General features: G+C 59.2%; 14 protein-coding genes. 9 read left to right on the plus strand and 5 right to left on the minus strand.

All coding sequences use genetic code 11. From position 1 onward, the window contains the following. Nucleotides 1-84: 84 nt before the first annotated feature. Nucleotides 85-495, minus strand: a complete 411-nt coding sequence (locus DXD56_RS05860) for a peptide deformylase (protein WP_117640530.1) — start codon at nt 493-495, stop codon at nt 85-87. Nucleotides 496-699: 204 nt separating this feature from the next. On the opposite strand from DXD56_RS05860, the gene DXD56_RS05865 reads away from it, so the two are divergent. Together DXD56_RS05865 and DXD56_RS05870 are read left to right on the plus strand one after the other, a co-directional pair. Continuing rightward, on the plus strand, nt 700-2115 hold the full coding sequence (locus DXD56_RS05865; RefSeq protein WP_117640531.1) for an MFS transporter: 1416 nt from the start codon (nt 700-702) through the stop codon (nt 2113-2115). Between the two features lie 152 nt (nt 2116-2267). After that, the gene (locus tag DXD56_RS05870) at nt 2268-3179 is read left to right on the plus strand and encodes a hypothetical protein (RefSeq protein WP_035137032.1); all 912 of its coding nucleotides are present in this window, start codon (nt 2268-2270) and stop codon (nt 3177-3179) included. A 339-nt stretch (nt 3180-3518) separates the two neighbouring features. Here the strand turns inward: DXD56_RS05870 and pdxT are convergent, their stop codons facing one another. Together pdxT and pdxS are read right to left on the minus strand one after the other, a co-directional pair. After that, nucleotides 3519-4106 carry a pyridoxal 5'-phosphate synthase glutaminase subunit PdxT gene (gene pdxT, locus DXD56_RS05875; RefSeq protein ID WP_117640532.1) on the minus strand — a complete coding sequence of 196 codons (588 nt, stop codon included), beginning with the start codon at nt 4104-4106 and terminating at the stop codon, nt 3519-3521. Nucleotides 4107-4126: 20 nt separating this feature from the next. After that, entirely contained in the window at nt 4127-5017 is an 891-nt protein-coding gene (pdxS, locus tag DXD56_RS05880) for a pyridoxal 5'-phosphate synthase lyase subunit PdxS (RefSeq protein WP_117640533.1), read from the minus strand. A 145-nt stretch (nt 5018-5162) separates the two neighbouring features. On the opposite strand from pdxS, the gene DXD56_RS05885 reads away from it, so the two are divergent. Then, the gene (locus DXD56_RS05885; protein WP_158549355.1) at nt 5163-6599 is read left to right on the plus strand and encodes a PLP-dependent aminotransferase family protein; all 1437 of its coding nucleotides are present in this window, start codon (nt 5163-5165) and stop codon (nt 6597-6599) included. A 1668-nt stretch (nt 6600-8267) separates the two neighbouring features. On the opposite strand, the gene DXD56_RS05895 is transcribed toward DXD56_RS05885, so the two are convergent. Beyond that, entirely contained in the window at nt 8268-8831 is a 564-nt protein-coding gene (locus DXD56_RS05895; RefSeq protein ID WP_070097113.1) for a ferritin family protein, read from the minus strand. Between the two features lie 253 nt (nt 8832-9084). Here DXD56_RS05895 and DXD56_RS05900 point away from each other — a divergent pair, with 253 nt between their 5' ends. The 6 genes from DXD56_RS05900 to DXD56_RS05920 all read left to right on the plus strand — a co-directional run bounded on the left by DXD56_RS05900 (nt 9085) and on the right by DXD56_RS05920 (nt 14816). After that, nucleotides 9085-10305: an iron-containing alcohol dehydrogenase gene (locus DXD56_RS05900; protein ID WP_117640536.1), complete on the plus strand. Its 1221-nt coding sequence runs from the start codon at nt 9085-9087 to the stop codon at nt 10303-10305. An 8-nt stretch (nt 10306-10313) separates the two neighbouring features. Continuing rightward, nucleotides 10314-11693, plus strand: a complete 1380-nt coding sequence (locus tag DXD56_RS05905) for an aldehyde dehydrogenase (protein ID WP_117640537.1) — start codon at nt 10314-10316, stop codon at nt 11691-11693. A gap of 91 nt (nt 11694-11784) precedes the next feature. Beyond that, a complete protein-coding gene (locus DXD56_RS05910; RefSeq protein WP_035137041.1) occupies nt 11785-12111 on the plus strand; it encodes an HIRAN domain-containing protein in 327 nt (108 codons plus the stop codon). A gap of 18 nt (nt 12112-12129) precedes the next feature. After that, the gene (locus tag DXD56_RS10050; RefSeq protein WP_158549357.1) at nt 12130-12306 is read left to right on the plus strand and encodes a hypothetical protein; all 177 of its coding nucleotides are present in this window, start codon (nt 12130-12132) and stop codon (nt 12304-12306) included. A 66-nt stretch (nt 12307-12372) separates the two neighbouring features. Beyond that, complete coding sequence (locus DXD56_RS05915) at nt 12373-12918, plus strand: metallophosphoesterase (protein WP_117640538.1); 546 nt, start codon at nt 12373-12375, stop codon at nt 12916-12918. A gap of 140 nt (nt 12919-13058) precedes the next feature. Continuing rightward, complete coding sequence (locus tag DXD56_RS05920; protein WP_117640539.1) at nt 13059-14816, plus strand: DUF2130 domain-containing protein; 1758 nt, start codon at nt 13059-13061, stop codon at nt 14814-14816. 79 nt (nt 14817-14895) lie between these two features. Here DXD56_RS05920 and DXD56_RS05925 read toward each other — a convergent pair whose 3' ends face one another. Beyond that, on the minus strand, nt 14896-17577 hold the full coding sequence (locus tag DXD56_RS05925) for an RNA helicase (protein WP_117640540.1): 2682 nt from the start codon (nt 17575-17577) through the stop codon (nt 14896-14898). Nucleotides 17578-17606: the final 29 nt, after the last annotated feature.

Below are 17606 nucleotides of genomic sequence, written 5' to 3' on the forward strand. Positions count from 1 at the left end.
CGCGCCCTCGAAATTGAACGTCAGATTGGCGTGAATGCGGCTCGCGCAGCGTCAAGTGGTCCGCCGTTCGGTAGAACGGCGGAACTATATAACGATGCCGTTGCAGTGGTCGATTTCGTGTTGGATGATCTCGGCGGTGTAGCCCGAGAAGTTTTTGATGCGGTGGACAAAGCTCCCGTCCAGATATTCCACCTTAATGCGGCGATAACGAGTGCAGGAACGCTCGCCGACGAGTGAAAGACATCCTTCGCTCGTCTGATAGGTGTTGACCTGCTCAAGAATTTGCGGGTTGTACATGAGCAGCGACTTGCTGCCGTCCTTTACGCAGATGATGCGTTTGCGCACGCCAATCATATTGGCGGCGAGGCCCACGCACTCGTGCTCATGCTCATGGAGCGTATCCAGGAGGTCCTGCCCGGTCACGGCGTCATCGGGGCCCGCGTCTTCGGAAGGCAGGCGCAAAAAGAACTCGGATTTCATGATGGGCTTAATCATGGAGGGCTCCTCATGTCTCATGCTTTCGTGGACTTTCAATAATAGCGCGGAAGGAAAGCTGCGCGTTCGCGTTACAATCTTTCGACGTTGGACCATGTTGCCAGACTCGTCGCGTGTGGCGTCTGGCGTAAGTCTAGGGCTCATCCTCGCCCTGGACTGTTCCTCTGGGGCGATACGACTGTCGTTCCAAGAGGAAGGAAATGCATGGGGAGCAAATCTCAGCAACAAGTTCAAGTAGCGCCATCGGCCACTTCGGCGTTTCTCGCCGTAATGTATATCGCGGCCTTTGTTGCCGCGTTTAACGAGAACATCATTAACGTGGCGTTGCACGACATCATGGCGGCCTTTTCGGTGAGTGCCATCACGGCGCAGTGGCTTGTTTCGGGCTACATGATCGTGACGTCGATCTTTACGGCCATCATGGCCTTTCTTTCCGGTCGCTTCTCGACGCGCAAGCTGCTGTTTTTCGCATGTGGATGGCTGGTCGCCGGAGAAGTCCTGTGCCTGGTCGCCCCAACGTTTACCGTCTTGCTGCCAAGTCGCATTTTGCAGGCTGCGGGATCGGGCATCTTGTTTCCGCTCATGATGAATGTGGTGCTATCTTGCGCTCCGCGCGAGAAGCTCGGTCTGTATCTGAGTCTGGGCGGTGCCTGCATTACGCTGGGGCCGGCGTTTGGACCTGTGGTCAGTGGTCTTATGTGCACGTTGTTTGGCTGGAGGGCGGTGTTCGTAGTGCCGCTGGTGGGCGGTGTCGTGGTCGCCGCGGCGGCAGCAAAGCTCGTTCGAAATGTTGGAGAGCGCTCGAACACTACGCTTGATATTCTGTCGGTTGCTTTGCTTGCGGCCGGCATTACGGCGTTTGTGTATTCCGTAGGCGAGTTCTCGACCAATGTGATGACCGGTATCGTGACGCTTTTCGCCGCTGTGGTGCTGCTTGGCCTGTTTGCGGTCCGCCAGCTCAAGCTCGAACATCCGGTGCTCAACGTGCGCCCCATGGCGAGCGTTCGTTTTTGGCCTGCGTGCCTGCTTGTGGTGGTGTCGATGATGACGACGTTCTCGATGAGCGTTTTGCTGCCGCTCTATTTTGAGGGCGCATACGGCATGACCGCTCTTGTTGCGGGCCTGCTCATTTTGCCGGCGATTGCCTGCAACGCCGTGACCTCGATTGTGGGCGGACGCGTGATGGACGCCCGTGGCGCATGGCCGCTGCTGCCGGTCGGCTTTGCCCTGATTGCCGTGGGGCAGACTGCCATTTCGATGACGGCGGCAAGCATGAACATCGGTGTCGTCGTGGCACTGACCATTGTGGTGTATGCTGGCGTCGGTTTAGTGCTGAGCCCCTCGCAGACGGCCGGCTTGGAGACGCTGCCTGCCGCTGAGCATCCTCACGGAACGGCATTGCTCAACACGTGGAACATGATTGCCGCGTCGTTTGGTCCATCGCTGTTTATCGGTCTGCTTTCGAGTTCTGCGGCGGTTGCCGGCGCCACTGGCGTTGCGGCAGACGTTGCCCAGGCGATCGGATTTGCGGCTGCCGTGCGCGTGGCGGCCGTGATTGCCGTGGCTGGGTTCGCGGTGTCGCTGGTGTACGCCCGCCGCGAGTCGCACATGTCGCATTAATGTGTGCACATAGATTCTGCAGCTAGATTGGATGGCGACACCATAAACTAATGGACGTTTTGCCGAGAGGCATGAATGTTTAAAGCGCAAAGAGTGCGCGACGGGCCCCGCGAATGGGGCGATGATGCCCGAGAGGGCCAAGAAGGAGTCTCATGTCTGAGAACGAAGAGATCATGAACGAGACCGAGAACGAGACCATGGCTGCCGAGGTTGAGGCAGTCGAGACCGTGGAGACCGAAGCTGCCGAGGTTGAGGCTGCTGACGAGGTTTCCGCCGAGGAGGAGGCCGAGGTTGTCGAGGCCGCCGTTGATTACGATGACGAAGAGCTGATGGACAAGATGCAGAAGGCCGCCCGTCTGCTGCGTAGCCGTCGCTTTGCTATTTCCAAGGAGGAGGAGGCCAAGGCCGAGCGCATGGCGAACATCGAGCGCGCCATCAAGCTTCTTGACCTCAAGCCCAAGATGGAGCAGAAGGAAATGTCCGACCTGCTCGGCATGCGCCTCCGCGAGCTCGATGGTCTGATGGCCGAGGCCGAGGCTGCCGATCTGGTCGGCCGCATCGACGACGCCGAGGGCGATATGCGCAAGATCGTCGTCTTCGCTGCCGAGGATGCCGCCGAGGGCCTGGTCGAGCTTGCCAACAAGAAGGAGAAGCTCCTGCCCGAGCTTTCTTACGAGGAGGCCACCGAGCTGATGGCCGCTCTCGATAAGGTTATTGCTCCGCTCGTCGCCATGGGCCTGGACGAGGACCGCGGTCCTCGCGGCGGTCGTGACGATCGCGGTGGCCGTGGCGGCGACCGTGGCGGTCGCGGCGGCTTTGGCGATCGCGGTGGTCGTGGCGGTGACCGCGGCGGTCGCGGTGGCGATCGCGGTGGCCGTGGCGGCTTTGGTGACCGTGGCGGCGACCGCGGCGGTCGCGGCGGCTTTGGCGGCAACCGTGGTGGCTATGGCGATCGCGGTGGCAACCGTGGCGGCTTCGGCGGCAACCGCGGTAACGACCGCGGCGGTCGCGGTGGCGATCGTGGCGGCCGCAACGGCGGCGGCTTCCGCGGCAACCGTTTCTAATTAGTTACGGCGTTTTACCAAACGCCGTAACCACTTGACGCTGCAAACCCGCCAGAGCGGCAATCTGCCTTTCAACTTCGGCGGCATGACCAGAAGGTCAATGCCGCCTTGTTTCAAGGCACCTTGCTCGCTCTGGCGGGTTTTCGCTGTCGGTACCAAGACATCGGCGTTGCCTTAATCCAAGCCTGCCAAAAAGTAGTCATTGGGGACGTTCTTAAACGACTACATAGCATGAGAGTGGATAATCTCCCGGTTTGGGCCTGTGTTCGAGCTCAAAGTGGGAGATTATCCACTCTCATTTGTTGTGTGTGCGAAAATCCACGCTCGTTTCTATTCCGCCTACATTTGTAGGAACAGTTCGTGGAGGCGGGTGTCTTTATCGAGTTCGGGGTGGAAGGTTACGCCGAGCTGGTTGCCCTCGCGGGCGGCGACGATGCGGCCATCGACCTCTGCCAAGGCCTTGGCGTCGCCGTGGACCTCGACGATGCGGGGCGCGCGGATAAACGTCAGCGGCACTTCACCGTCGATGCCGTCTACCTGGCCCTTGGTGCGAAAACTGCCGAGCTGTCTGCCATAAGCGTTGCGCTCAACGAGTACGTTCATGGTTGCTAGGCGCGGCGTTCCCTTATCGTCGTGTGCGGCAAGATCGCGCGCCAATAGAATCAAGCCGGCGCAGGTGCCAAGGACGGGCATGCCTTCAACAATGTGGGTGCGAAGCTCCTCGAGCATGCCAAGCTCATCAAGCAGCTTCCCTTGAACGGTAGACTCGCCGCCGGGAAGTACCAGACGGTCAAAGTCCTGCTTCAAATCAGCCGCCTGCCTTAGCTCAATACAGCGTGCGCCCAGCTCGGATAGCCTTGCCTCGTGCTCGGCAAAAGCGCCTTGGACCGCCAGCACGGCGACCGTCTGGTCTGCGTAATCGCTCATGTGCGATCCCTTCTGCTGGACTAGCGCCCGCGTTCCTCCATGATGATCTCGATTTCGTCGGCGTTGATGCCCACCATGGCCTCGCCCAGGTCTTCCGAAAGCTCGGCGATGAGTTTGGCATCGGTGAAGTTTGCCACGGCCTTGACGATGGCGGCTGCGCGCTTGGCGGGGTCGCCGCTTTTAAAGATGCCCGAGCCGACAAAGACGCCTTCGGCGCCCAGCTGCATCATCAGCGCGGCGTCGGCGGGGGTCGCTACGCCGCCGGCGGCAAAGTTCACGACGGGAAGCTTTCCCGTGGCATGGACCTCACGCACCAGCTCGACCGGAACCTGCAGTTGCTTGGCTGCCTCAAAGAGCTCGTCGTCGCGCAGGGCAACAACGTCACGGATCTGCTTTTGGATCTTGCGCATGTGACGCACGGCCTGAACGACGTCGCCCGTACCCGGCTCACCCTTGGTGCGAATCATCGTGGCGCCTTCGGCAACACGGCGCAGCGCCTCGCCCAGATCACGGGCGCCGCAGACAAACGGCACGTCAAACTGGGTCTTGTCGATATGATAGACGTCGTCGGCAGGGGAGAGAACCTCGGACTCATCGATGTAGTCGATCTCGACGGCCTGCAGGATCTGCGCCTCGACGATGTGACCGATGCGGCACTTGGCCATGACGGGGATGGAGACGGCCTCCTGGATGCCCTTGATCATCTTGGGGTCGCTCATGCGCGACACGCCGCCTGCGGCGCGGATGTCGGCCGGGATGCGCTCGAGCGCCATGACGGCGCAGGCGCCCGCCTCCTCGGCGATGCGTGCCTGCTCGGGCGTGGTGACGTCCATGATGACGCCGCCCTTGAGCATCTGCGCGAGCTCGCGATTGAGTTTGACGCGATCGGCCTTGTTGGTCTGTTCTGCCATGGTTGCTCCCTTGGTTGGCATGTGCATTGCTTGACGGAACATCCTATCGGGGAGCTGGGTATGGCGAAATACTCAGTTTTCGAGATAATTACAAAGTCAGACTAATACCAGAATGAATGACTTAATAAGGTCAGGTGACAAACTCATGCTTGACTACAATTTGGAAAAACGCGGCGAGGCATCGCTTTATGAGTATGTTTACCAGCAAATTCGCGATGATATTGTTGCTGGCCGTATTGCGGCGGGGGAGCATCTTCCGTCTAAGCGCGCCTTTGCCAGTCATCTGGGAATCAGTGTCATTACTATCGAGAATGCATATAGCCAGTTGCTTGCCGAGGGCTATATTTGCTCAATGCCGCGTCGTGGCTACTACGCTTGCGAACTTCCGGATGCACCGGTTTTGGCTTCGGCTGCGGAGGACATCGACCGAGATGCTGTCCCTGTTGGTCCCAGCGCGCATGATGCCATGGGGCAGGCAGAGCGATTCGACGCACTTTCTCCTTCCGCTTTGGAGGCGGCGCGGCTTTGGCAAAGTGCGCTACGGGCGACGCTGACGTCCGAAGACGAACGTGAAATCTTTTCGCCCGCACCGGCGCAGGGCACCGCTCGACTGCGACGTGCGATTGCGCACCATCTGCGCGGGACAAGGGGCATGAATGTCAATCCCGACAATATCGTTATCGGTGCGGGCGCCCAGCTGCTCGATACCATGTTGGTTCAGTTGCTTGGCGCGGACAAGGTGTATGCCGTCGAGGATCCAGGCTATTTGCGCTTGACGCGCATCTATCAGGCCATGGGTTGCGAAGTGCGGCATGTCCCGTTGGATGCTGAGGGCGTGGACTTGAGCGCGCTGCAGAAAACCGGGACCGATGTCCTTCACCTGATGCCGTCTCATCAGTATCCGACCGGTCTTGTGACGAGCATTGCACGTCGCTATGCGTTGCTGAGCTGGGCCGCCGAGCGGCCAGGTCGGTATCTCATCGAAGACGACTTTGATTGTGAGTTTCGCCTTGCCGGCAAGCCGATTCCCGCGCTCGCGTCGATCGATGCCGCCCAGTCGGTTATCTACACCAACACGTTTTCGAAGAGCCTTTCATCGGCGTTACGTTTGGCGTACATGGTGCTGCCCGATGAACTAATGGAGAGGTTTAAACGCAACCTTGGTTTCTACGCCTCGTCGGTAAGTTCTGTTGATCAGGTTGCCTTGGCGCGTTTGCTGGAATCGGGTGATTACGAGCGACATGTGAACCGCGTGCGCGTTCGTGCTCGTGGGGCGCGTGATGGCCTGGCGGCGCTTGTACGGAAAACGTTTCCGGCAGGGGAGGTTTCGATCGATCATGCAGACGCGGGCCTTTACTGTATCGTGGTTGCGGAGCGTGGAACGGGCGGAAGCACTTTTGCACGGGCCCTCACGCGCTCGAGCATCCCTTTTATCGATATCGGTGACTGTTTTTGGTGTGCCGATGGCGCATCTGTCCCTGAAAACTCAACTCAAATTCTTGTTCAGTATGACGATCTGAGTCCAAAAGTACTAACTACCTTGGAATTGCAGCTAATGGGGGGCACTCTGCAACCTAAGTGAGTAGACTTTTAGCACTTTGGCGACCAGGCAGTTTTGTAACAAGCTATCTACCTGCGGTTTTGAAAAGCAGGATGACCGGCCTGCTCGGGATGTTCAAAAAAGTCTACTCACTTGCCGCGCAAAGCTCCTGCATGAGAAAAAAATGGGGTTTTCAACAGGGCTTCGTCCAGCTCTCGGCAAGCTTTTGGCCAGTTGGGGAGGGCTGTTGAAAACTTGGCAGTCCGTTCGGCGCCATTTTTGGTGCGTTCGCGCCAATGCGTGACTGACTGGGTTGAAATTCGTGTTTTCCTGTGCCTATGAAGGATCTACTTTGTGACATATCAGCTTTTAGGTACTGGCGTTTGCCTCCTCAAGTCCGCGCTTTGTGTCCGCCGCTTCCACGACCGGAAGAAGACCGGCAGCGATATGATCTCGCCCGCAACCCGACGGCTGCGGTCGCGCTCGGTTATCCGTTGTATACATTGGTTCGGACGAGAAACAAACGGACTTGTCCTGCCAGCATTAGGCAGCGGCTGTTTCTTGGTGAGCTTCCCAGGGAATCCGTGCTGGAAACGGAGCATGGGTTTTTGATTACGTCTCCTCTACTGACGGCATTCATCATGTTGCGGCATCTGACGGATCTTCAGCTTCTTTTGTATTGGCGGAGATGTGCGGCTTGTTTGCGGTGTGTGCCCTGCCGGCGGCACTTGAGGCGGAGCTTTCGCGTGCAATTGATTCGGGCGCGATTTCGACAACGTTCGGTTGGGTGCGCTGCCCGTCCGAGGACGGCGCCGCCTCAAATTTATGGCGTCGAGACGCTTTGGTTTTGGGCGGAGACCTTGACCGTTTTTGTTCAGATGTTTGCGGGATGCGTTACGGCAATAGATTTATAGCGGTATCGCAACTCGTTCCATTGGGCGCCGCGTCGCCTTTTGAGGTCGAGGCGTATTTGCTACTTGCACTGCCGCGATCCCTGGGAGGCGAAGGTTTTTGCAGCATAGAGCTCAATGTCGAAGTGATGCTAAGCACAAGCGCTCGGGCGATTGTGGGAAAGTCCCGCGTATATATCGATCTGCTTCTGTCTTCGCCGGACGGGAGGCGACAGGTGGCCATTGAATGTCAGGGAAAGGCCTCGCACGGATGCGCAGGGGATGGCTTGCGTGACGCTGACCGCATGACGGCCCTTCAGGCCATGGGCTACGATGTACTTCTCCTGACACACAGACAGATATCCGATGAGGGTAGATTCCACGCGATCGTTAAGGCCGTATGCAGGATGCTCGATGCTGAATATCGTGATAAAAGCTCAGATGAGCAAAGGGCTGAGACATTACTCCGGTCTGAACTATTCGTTGACTGGACAAAATTGGGAGTAATTGACGGAAAGATGCCCGTTAGACACAAAACAGCTCGATCGTGGACGGCTGCGGTTCTAAGTGAGTAGGCTTTTGGCACTTTGGCGACCAGGCCGTTTTGAAACAAGTCATTTACCTGCGACTTTATAAAGCAATACGGATGGTCTGCTCGGCAAGTTTCGAAAAGTCTACTCACTTAGTTTTTGACGAGAGACCGATGCCGAAGATAGCTCTATTTCAGGGCGTTAACGAGTCCTCGAGACACAAAAAGGCCCGAACCAATACGGTCCGGGCCTTCTTCTTCGAGCTAGAGGTTATGTCTCAGGCGGTTGGCTTAGCCAAAGTAACGCTTGAGCAGGCCGGCGAAAGCCTTGCCGTGGCGAGCCTCGTCGCGGGCCATCTCGTGCACGGTGTCGTGGATAGCATCGAGACCGGCGGCCTTGGCGCGCTTGGCAAGATCGGTCTTGCCGGCGGTGGCGCCATTCTCGGCCTCAACGCGCATCTCGAGGTTCTTCTTGGTGGAATCGGTCACGACCTCGCCCAGGAGCTCGGCGAACTTGGCGGCATGCTCGGCCTCCTCGTGGGCAGCCTTCTCCCAGTACAGGCCGATCTCGGGATAACCCTCGCGATGAGCAACGCGAGCCATGGCCAGGTACATACCGACCTCGGAGCACTCGCCCTCAAAGTTGGCGCGCAGATCGGCAACGATGTCCTCGGAGACGCCCTCCATCTTGGCGACGCCCACGACGTGCTCGGCAGCCCACTCGAGCTGGCCCTCCTCCTGCTTCAGGAAGCGAGAGCCGGGAACGCCGCACTGGGGGCACTTGAAATCCTCGGGCAGCTGGTCGCCGTCGAACTCTTCCACATAACCGCAAACGGGGCAAACAAACTTCATGATTCGATCCTTTCGATCGATGGCGATGGTGCGCTCGTCCGGTCCCGTAAGGGCCCTCTCCGGACGTGCGTCTTGACGAGTTCTATTATCCATAAATGAGACCGAATGTGAAGCCTATTAGGAATGATTTTTAATAAAACAATTTAAGCATGTGTAGATGTTGATTGATTAACGATTGCTAGACCTCGTGCGACCTCCGATGAGTACAATCGGTCGAGCAAATGTTGACCAATCAACAAATGAAGGAGCTTCCTTTATGCATCTAGCCCGCCGCGCCTGGTGCCGAACGTATCAAACGGTTTTTCGCATCGCATTGCCGGTGCTGCCCTATACCGAGCCACGCATTTTAGAGCACGCTGAGGAAGTGCCCGCAGCGCTTCAAAAGCGTTCAATACACCATGTTCTTATCGTGACAGATCCCGGCATTGCCCGTCTGGGGCTCACGGCACCGCTCGAGACAGCGCTCGCGTCCAAGGGAATTAGCGCTGCGGTCTATGCCGAAACACGTGCGAACCCCACGGTCTCAAACGTGGAGGAAGCGGCGTCCCTGTATCGCGAGAGCGCCTGCCAGGCCATTATCGGCTTTGGCGGCGGTTCGGCCATGGACTGCGCCAAGGGCGTGGGCGCGCGCATCGCGCAGCCAAAGAAGCCCATCAACAAGATGCGCGGCCTGTTGCGTATCCATCGTCACCTGCCGCTGCTCATCGCCGTTCCCACCACGGCGGGCACGGGAAGCGAGGTCACGCTTGCAGCGGTAATTACCGACGACGAGACGCACTACAAGTATCCCATCAACGACTTTGTGCTGATCCCGCGCTTTGCGGTGCACGACCCCGAGTTTACGCGCGGCCTGCCCGCCTCCATTACGGGGCAAACGGGCATGGACGCCCTGACACATGCCGTCGAGGCCTTTATCGGGCGCAGCACCACGCCCTATACGCGCAGGATGGCGCGCCAGGCGGTGCAGCTCATCCACGACAATTTGCTCGAGGCCTATGAGTGCGGTGGCAACATGCGTGCGCGCCGCAATATGCTTTCGGCGGCGTATAAAGCGGGCGTTGCCTTTACGCGCTCTTATGTTGGATACGTCCATGCCATCGCGCACAGCCTGGGCGGGCGTTACGGGATTCCCCACGGCTTGGCCAACGCCATCATCCTGCCGCACATGCTTCGTGCCTATGGCGAAGCTGCTGCTCCCAAGCTCGCCGATCTCGCCCGCATGGCCGGCATTGCGCCGGCTAATGCGCTGGACAGCCTGGCGGCCGAGGCCTTTATCGATTGGGTCGACCGCATGAACGCCGCCTTGGGCATACCCAAATATGTGACGGGCATTCGCCGCTCCGACATTCCTGAGATGGCGGCGCATGCCGATGCCGAGGCCAATCCCCTGTACCCCGTTCCGCTTTTAATGGACCGTTTGGAGCTCGAGCATATGTACGAGGTCGTTGCGGGTGGTATGTTTGAAGACGAGAACTAGGAGGGCCCATGAACACCGAGGAAATCGCGCGCATCGTTGCCGATCAGCGCGCCTATTTTAAGACGCACGCCACGTTTGATGTCAACGCTCGCCGTCGCGCGCTCGTGAGCTTGCGCGACGCAGTGCGGGCGCACGAAGCCGATATTGCCCATGCGCTCAAGACCGATCTGGGTAAGTCACATGACGAAGCCTATATGTGCGAGATCGGCACCTCGCTTTCCGAGATCCGTCATCAGATTGCGCACGTGGCTCGATGGAGTCGTCCGCGCCTGCGCCCGTGCGACCTCGCCAACGCCGTGAGTGTGTGCAAGACGCAAGCCGTGCCCTATGGCGTCGCGCTCATCATGGCCCCCTGGAACTACCCGTTTTTGCTAACGCTCGAGCCGCTCGCTGGCGCTCTTGCCGCAGGCAACACCGTGGTCATCAAGCCGAGTGCCTATGCTCCGGCATCGAGTGCGGTGCTCAAGCAGATCTGTGAAGAGGCATTTGATCCGTGCCTGGTGACGGTTGTCGAGGGCGGGCGCGCCGAGAACGAAGCGCTGCTCGACGAGTGCTGGGACAAGATCTTCTTTACCGGTAGCGTTCCGGTCGGCAAGCTCGTCATGGAGCGCGCAAGTAAAAACCTGACGCCCGTGACGCTTGAGCTGGGCGGAAAGAGCCCCTGCATTGTGGATGCCACGGCAAACTTAAAAGTCGCGGCACGGCGCATCGCCTTTGGTAAATGGCTCAACGTGGGGCAGACCTGCGTGGCGCCCGACTACCTGCTGGTCGATACGCGCGTACACGATGAGCTGTTGGGCCTCATCAGGGAGGAGACCCGTCGCATGTTTGGCGAGCATCCGCTCGACAACGAGGATTACGGTCATATCGTCAATGCCAAGCATTTTGCGCGCGTGCGCGGGCTGATCGATCCCTATAAGGTTGTGCTTGGAGGTACCGCGCGCGAGTCGTCGCTCAAGATTGAGCCGACGATTCTAGACGGCGTGACCCCCGATGACGCCGTAATGCAGGAGGAGATTTTCGGCCCCATCTTGCCGGTGCTGACGTTTGAGAGCCTAGACGAGGTAGAGACGTTTATTGCGGATCGTCCGACGCCGCTAGCTCTGTATATCTTTAGCCAGGACCATGCGGCTCAGCAACGCTTTGTGCGTTACGTGCCCTTTGGCGGCGGCTGCGTCAACGACACGATCATGCATCTGGCTACGAGCCATATGGGCTTTGGCGGCATGGGCGCGAGCGGTATGGGGCAGTACCATGGCCGCGAGAGCTTCGATACGTTTAGCCACAAGAAGAGCATCGTGAACAAGGCAACATGGCTGGACGTGCCATTCCGCTACGCCCCTTATGCAAGCTGGAAGCACAGGTTCGTGCGCATGTTTGTGCATTAGAATCAGATAAGGATGAATTTATGTCCGCACGGGCCCGTAGACTTCTCGATAAGGTCAAACGCTGGTTTATCCGGCCGTTAGAGGAGTTGCCATGTACGAGCCTTCACGTGTTCTTCTGTCGTTTCATATCGCAGGATTTCAATATGCCGACGGCGCTTTGGTCCTAGGCGATCTTAAAGCGGGCGATAAACTGACGCTGTGTGCCGAGCGCGATAATCCTCATGACCCCGAGGCAGTTGCGATCTACTATGGCAAGACCAAACTTGGCTACGTTCCAGGAAACGAGGTCGGCCCACTGTCCTTGATGATGTATTACGGCCACGAGGACGTATTTGAGGCCCGTGTGCAACAGGTTGCCCCCGAGCGCAGCCCGTGGCATCAGGTGCGCGTTGGGCTCTATGTGGTGGATGCTCGCTAGTCGGCAATGGAGGCTGCCATGTTTGACGACGACCTGTTCGATTTGACGGACGATCCGTTTGAGTGGGATATGCTGCTCGATGACGATGAGCTGGAGCAGGATCGCAAAAAGCAAAAGGATAAGAACACCCAGGATAAAGGTTCGAATAAAAAGGACAAGCGCCGCCGAGGTCTGTTCGGCGGGCTCTTTGGGTAACTGTCGCATCGCTGCGTCTGTATACTAGGCACGTGTTAGACGCGTTGCGAAATGAGGGCATAGACGATGATGTGGTTTACCGCCGACCTGCACCTGGGCGATACGAATATCTTGCACGACATGGATCGACCTTTTGACTCGGTCGAGGAGATGAATCGCAAGGTCATCGATGTCATCAACGAGTGCGTGGCTGCGAACGACCTCCTCTATATCCTGGGGGACTTTACGTATCGATTGCCCATGGCGGAAGCGGTGCGCCTGCGTAAACGAATCGAATGCCAGAACATAACGCTCATCCGTGGTAACCATGACAGCGACTGGGAAGATCCCGACGTACCGCAGATTTGGGAAGACGTGCGCGATTACCTGGAGATTGCTCCTGGTTATGCCAAGGGCCATCGCCTGGTTTTGAGCCATTACCCCATGCTCAGCTGGAACGGCAAGGCGCGTGGCGCCATCATGCTACACGGGCATATCCACAGCAGGGGAGACCGCACCAACGTGCGCAACCGCGATCGCGAACGCCCTATCTTTCGCTACGATGTCGGTCTCGATGCCAACGAGTACAAGCCCGTAAGCCGCGATCAGATTCTTAGCTTCTTTGGGTTATAGGGCGCCAGAGCCACCACAAAGGGGACAGGCACCTTTGTGGTGGCTCTGGCGCCGTTGCCATTATGACAGCGGCGCCTTTTTTGTCCGCGCGGCGCGGTAGAGTGTAGACGGTTTAAATTTGCGTCCATCGAGGAGCTGCCATGAACGAGATCAAGTGCCCGCATTGCGGCGAAGTGTTTAAGGTCGATGCGTCCGGCTATGCAGATATCGTCAAACAGGTGCGCGATGCCGAGTTCTCGCGCGATCTTGATGAGCGTGTGAAGGCGGTCCAGCGCGAGGGCGAGCAGGCACTGGAGCTTGAGCGCTCGCGCTCGACGGCTGCTTTGCAAAAGGCAGAGTCTCAGCGCGACGCTCAGCTTGTCGAGCAGAAGAACGCTGCAGCTCAGCAGCTGGCACAAGAGGTTGCCAAGCGCGACGCTGAGCTTGCCGAGCTGCGCGCCAAGCTCGAAGGCGCTGCCGCAGAGCGCGAGAGTGCAAGTCAGCGCGCGGCGGTTGAGGCCCGTTCCGATGCTCAAAAGGAGAATGCCGAGCTTCAGCGCGAGATCGACAATTTACGTGCGCAGTTGGAGCGCAAAGATGATGAAGCCAGGCTTGCCGAGGCGGCGGCACGCAATGCTGCTCAAAACGACCTGTCCGCGCGCGACGCTCAGATTGCCGAGCTGCAGGCCAGGATCGCCGCGGCGGACAAGGCCCAGGAGATGGCGCTTGCCGCTGCCGCGGCAGAGTCGCAGCGTGAGCTCGATGCCGCTCGCAGCGAGGCCGAGCGCGCGCTTACTGACTATCGCGCGAAGGTGCAAGAGAAGTTTTCCGCCGCAAAGGCTCAGTCCGAGCAAGAGGCCGAGGGCCTGCGTGCCCAGCTGCGCGAGCAGGAACTGATGGCAAAAATGAACCTGTCAGAGGCGGTCGCCGCGGCGGAGCGAGAGCGCGATGAGGCACGTGCCAAACTGACGAGCGAGCTGGCGGTGCGCGATTCTCGCGAGGAGCAAGCCAAGGCGGCACACGAGCTCGAGCTTGCGCAGGCCAAGCGCGCGAGCGATGACCTGATTCGCTACAAGGATGAAGAGATTGAGCGCCTTAAGGACATGAAGGTTCGCCTGTCCACCAAGATGGTGGGCGAGTCGCTCGAGCAGCACTGCGAGACCGAGTTTAACCGTCTGCGCATGACGGCGTTTCCCAATGCGTACTTCGAGAAAGATAACGATGCATCCGAGGGCACCAAGGGAGACTTCATTTTCCGTGAGTGCGACGCGAGCGGCAACGAGGTCATTTCGATTATGTTCGAGATGAAAAACGAGAACGACGAGACCGCGACCAAGCATAAAAACGAGGACTTCTTTAAGAAACTCGATCACGATCGTCGCCAGAAAGGCTGTGAGTACGCGGTGCTCTGCACACTGCTCGAACCCGAGAGCGAGCTCTATAACGCAGGAATCGTGGACGTGAGCTACCGCTACGAGAAGATGTACGTGATCCGTCCGCAGTTTTTTATTCCCATGATTACGCTGCTGCGCAACGCCGCCATGGGTTCATTGCGCTATAAACAGGAGCTAGCGGAGTACAAGCAGCAGAACATTGACGTCACGAACTTCGAGGCCAAGATGGAGAAGTTCAAGAATGATTTCGGTCGCAACTACGAGATCGCGAGCCGCAAGTTCCAAACGGCGATTGATGAGATCGACAAGACGATTAGCCATCTGCAGAAAACCAAGGAGGCGTTGCTGTCCTCCGAGAACAATCTGCGCCTAGCCAACAAGAAAGCCGACGATCTTACCATTCGTAAGCTCACGTGGGGCAACAAGACCATGAAGGCGGCGTTTGACGAGGCGCGCGGGGCTGCGTCAGAGACAAACGATAAGCCGGCCGAGGCGGATTCGTATGAGGTCGAGGATGCCGAGTAAGGCATAGCGTATAGTGCAAAAGCGGGGCCGCTGGCGATATTGCCAACGGCCCCGCTTCGTTTCGTTCCAGTATGTTCGGCTAGTCCTCGAGCAGGTCCTCGATAAAGCCGACACGGTAGATCTTGAAGATGACCTCGCCGCCGTCCTGCGTGGCGTCCAGATCGACATCGCCCATGATGCCAAAGTCGTGGTCGCCATCCTCGTCGGCAAAGATCTGGTGCACGTGCCATACGTGCGTGGTCTTCTCGTCGGACTCGTCGATGGAAAACATCGCGGCGCTGCGGGCATCTCCGTCGGTGAGGATCTCCTCATGCTGCTCGTGGTAAGCGTCGAGCGCTTTTTGCCAGCGGATCTCGCTCATGCCCCAGTCGTCGTCGAGCTCGCCCAGGTCGCGAACGTGCTCGCGGGCGGCAAGGGTCACGCGGCGGAAGAGCGCGTTGCGCACCAGCAGCGTGCAGCCGCGGCGGTCCGCCACGACCTCGTCGATGCCCCGCGGCGGCGCAGCATCGAGGGCTGCCGGGTTGCCGGCGTTCTCCCACTCGTCCACCAGGCTCGAGTCCACCGAGCGCACCACAAAGCCCAGCCACGAGATAATGTCGCGCAGGCGCTCGTCGCGCTTCTCGATGGGCACGGTGCGGTCGAGTGAACGGTAAGCCTCTGCCAGGTAGCGCAGCAAAATGCCCTCGGAGCGGGCGATGCCGAGCTTTTGAATGTAGCCCTTAAAATCGCTCGCGCTTTCCAGCATATCGCGCAGAACGCTCTTGGGAGAGAGCTGATAGTCGTTTGCCCAGGGCACTTCCTGGCAGTACTTGTCGAAGGCGGCATCGAGCAAGTCCTCGAGCGGTTTTTCGTAGGTGACATCCTGGATGCGCTCCAGGCGTTCCTCATATTCGACGCCGTCAGCCTTCATTTCGGCCATCGCGCGGTCCCGCGCTGCGCGCTCCTGAGCGCGCAGCACCTGCTTGGGATCCTCGAGCGTTGCCTCGACCATCGAGATGAGGTCCATGGTATAGGTCTCGCTCTCGGGATCGAGCAACTCCAGCGCGGCAAGCAAAAACGGCGAGAGCGGCTGGTCGAGCGCGAAGTCCTCGGGCAGATCGACCGTCAGCGCATAGTCAATATCTGGTGCGGTGTCAGTCGGGGCATCGGGTGCGGGTGGCACCTCGGTGCGAACGACGACGCCGGAATCGATGAGCGTGGCGAAGATTTCGTCGGCGCGAACCTCGAGCTTGGCTTTTTCTTCGGGGGTCTGCAGGCTTGTCTCGATGAGGTCGTGCACGCGGGCGCGAGCGTCACCGCCCTGCTCGACCACGCTAATCACCATGGAGTGTGTGATGCGAAGGCGCGGCTTGAGCGTTTCGGGCTGCGTCTCGATCAGGCGCTCAAAGGTCTGCTTGTTCCAGGTGACAAAGCCCTCGGGGGCCTTCTTCTTTTTAATCTTGCGGAGTTTTTTGGGGTCGTCGCCCGCCTTGGCCATGAGCTTGGCGTTCTCGATCTCGTGCTCGGGTGCCTCGGCAATCACCATGCCCTCGGTATCGAAGCCCGAGCGGCCGGCGCGACCGGCAATCTGATGGAACTCGCGGGCGCGCAGGCGACGCATCTTGTAGCCGTCGAACTTTGTGAGCGCGGTGAGGACCACGGTGTGGATGGGCACGTTGATGCCGACGCCGAGTGTGTCGGTGCCGCAGATGACGGGCAGTAGGCCCTGCTGCGCCAGGCGCTCGACCAGCAGACGATAGCGCGGCAGCATACCGGCGTGGTGCACGCCGACGCCGCAGCCGAGCAAACGCTTGAGGATCTTGCCGAAGGCCGTCGAGAAGCTCGTTCCCTTTGCCGCTTCTTTGATGGCTTCGCGCTGCTCCTTGCTGGCGATGCCAAAATTGGCGAGCGACTGTGCCGTCGCAAGGGCGGCATCCTGGCTAAAGTGCACGATGTAGAGCGGGGCCTCGCCGCGGCGCATCGCGAGCTCGACGGTGCCCTCGAGGGAGGTCGTCACATAGTCGTAGCTCAGCGGCACAGGGCGTGGGGCATCGACGACCAAGTCGCAGGTAGCGCCGGTGTGTTCCTCGAGCGAGGCGGCAATCGCGGTGACATCGCCGAGCGTGGCGCTCATGAGCATGAATTGCGTGTGAGGCAGGGTGAGCAGCGGCACCTGCCAGGCCCAACCGCGATCAGGGTCGGCAAAGTAGTGGAACTCGTCCATGGCGACGCAGCCAACATCGGCATCTTCGCCCTCGCGCAGTGCGTCGTTGGCAAGGATCTCTGCCGTGCAGCAGATGACGGGCGCCTTGGTGTTGATATGCGTGTCGCCGGTGATCATACCGACGTTATCGCGGCCGAGCACCTGCACCAAGTCGAAAAACTTCTCGCTGACCAGAGCCTTGATAGGAGCTGTGTAGTAGCAGCGCTTGCCTTGCGCCATGCCCATAAAGAGCATACCTAGCGCGACAAGCGACTTGCCCGAGCCGGTCGGCGTGCCCAGAATGACGTGATCGCCGGCGGCTAGATCCATGAGGGCCTCTTCTTGGTGGTCCCACAGCTCAATACCGCGATTGCTCGTCCATTCAAAGAAGCGCTCGAAGGCCTGGTCGGGCGTGAGCCACGGTTCGGGCTCGCTGCCGTCCTCGGGCTCCCACCAGGTGGGGGAGAGCGCACCGAGTGAGCCGAATTCGGCTTCGGTTCCCGTGCCGCCCGAGAATGAGCTGGCGGCGCCGGCGCCAGAGACGGTGCTGGCGGCGGTATCTATCGTGGTCTGTGCCATGTGGGGGTACTTTCTCTCGCCGTTTGTCC

It is taken from the genome of Collinsella sp. TM06-3 (assembly GCF_003436395.1).
Lineage (GTDB): Bacteria > Actinomycetota > Coriobacteriia > Coriobacteriales > Coriobacteriaceae > Collinsella.